This window comes from Endozoicomonas sp. SESOKO3 (assembly GCF_024606255.1).
The window spans coordinates 1-1,689 of the sequence record NZ_JAHHPR010000243.1; the positions used below are offsets into that span (position 1 = coordinate 1).

2 protein-coding genes are annotated in these 1,689 nt (G+C 47.8%); both read right to left on the reverse strand.

Features of this window, described 5'->3' with window-relative positions:
- The coding region (locus tag KDK18_RS04345) for a hypothetical protein (protein WP_257253468.1) at window positions 1-382 on the reverse strand (382 nt) is incomplete at its 3' end.
- A gap of 9 nt (window positions 383-391) precedes the next feature.
- Window positions 392-1,543 carry a hypothetical protein gene (locus KDK18_RS04350; protein ID WP_257253470.1) on the reverse strand — a complete coding sequence of 384 codons (1,152 nt, stop codon included), beginning with the start codon at window positions 1,541-1,543 and terminating at the stop codon, window positions 392-394.
- Between the last annotated feature and the right edge of the window lie 146 nt (window positions 1,544-1,689).

Genomic DNA, 1,689 nt, shown 5'->3' on the forward strand with positions numbered 1-1,689 from the left:
GCAGGAGATGAAACATAGAACAATCCTGGTAACTGTCATCTGCCTCATCGTTACCTATGACTTTCGCAATGGTGTGGCGGGTAGCCTGCTGGACGACTCTGGTGAGTAGCTGCTGTCGGGCTTCTGTATGATTGCCTGATCCAGAGTCATTTTCCAGCCACTGATCCAGCTCGTAGCGGTCATAGAGTTGCCTCAATGAAACCATGATGGCTTTTAACAGACTCCCATTCTCTTCGGCAAAGACATAATCCAAATAGAGATCGTTGAGATGGATCCGGACAAGCCTGACCGCTTTTTGCTCGGGTGACTCAACACTGCCCCAGCAGCACGTTATCAGCATCAAGCTGACAAAAACGGACAATAAACTGCGAAACACAACCATCGGCAAACCCTATATCCTGAAAAATTCAGGCAGCATTGGACAACCCACTGGCAGGTGCTGAAAAAGCGATGAATGGTTTGCTGACATGAATCGATTTAACAAAGCCCTTCTTAACCTTGGCGAAAACATTTCATATACATATAAAAGAATCCTGACATACACCACCATGGTGCTGATCACCGTGACAACCGGAACGCTGAGCCCGGTTTTGATCCAGCTTTCCAGTTCATCTTCCCTCGAGAAGTGTTGCCTGAACAGCTTTTCACTGACCGGTTTTTCTCCATCCAGAATTCTGCGAACCTGCTGATACCATTCAATACCATAATTTTCACGATGGGCAGCTTCCATAAACAGGGCCGAGAGGTCTTCCGGTTGCTGACGCCACTTGCTCTCCTGACTCTCTGTATGCCAGAGGGTGTCATGGCTATTAAACCGTTCAGTCAAAAAGGAAAGATAAAGAATAAATGCAGGGTCATTGGCAATCTCCGGGTTCTGTTTTTGCTGCTCGACCTTGTAGCCAAGAGACCGGAGCCCCTTGCCACGGAGAAAAAGCTCCTGCATTTCTACCAGAATAAAACCGAGTTGTCGGGCTAACTCTTTCGGGGAAAGTGGGTTGGACGGAAATGCTCTGAAACTGTTCAGTACAGCTTCCTCAATCAGGCTTTCCATGGAGTCCCGACGATCTTCAGCCAAAACCCCCTGAAGCAACACCGGCTGGGTTTGATACCACTGATTAACATCCCGGGATTCTTCCATGGCCGGAGCATTACTGAATGCCTGCAGGAGGTGAAACATGGGACGGCCCGGGTGAGTCTCATCCACAACATAGCCACCCGTGACGTTCGCTATAGTGTGGCGGGTGGCCTCCTGAAAAAGTCTGGTGAGCAGCAGCTGTCGGGCTTCTGTCTGATTGTCTGGAGCAAAATGGCCTTCTGGCCAATGTTCCTGCTCATAGCGGTCATAGACTTGACGCACTGAAACCATTATGGCTTTAAACAGCCTGTTATATTCTTCGGCAAATACATAACCAAAATAGAGACTGTTAATGTCGTACTGGACATCTATGAGAACTTTCCGCTCCAGTGACTCAACACTGCCCCAACAGGAAGTCACCAGCATCAGATTCAAAAACACAGACCGTAAACCGCAAAAGAGAAGCATCCGCCAACCCTATGTCCTGACAAACTCAGTGAGAATAGGACAATCCACTGGCAGGTGCTGAAAAAAAATTAATGGTTCAGGTTGCTTTCTGGCCGCTACTAAAAATCTAACATAATCTGTAATTATGTAGACTTATCTACGCCGTC

Bases quoted from the DNA above. Each gene is read 5' to 3' on its own strand.
- KDK18_RS04350 (WP_257253470.1), bottom strand. From the start codon at position 1,543: ATGCTTCTCTTTTGCGGTTTACGGTCTGTGTTTTTGAATCTGATGCTG.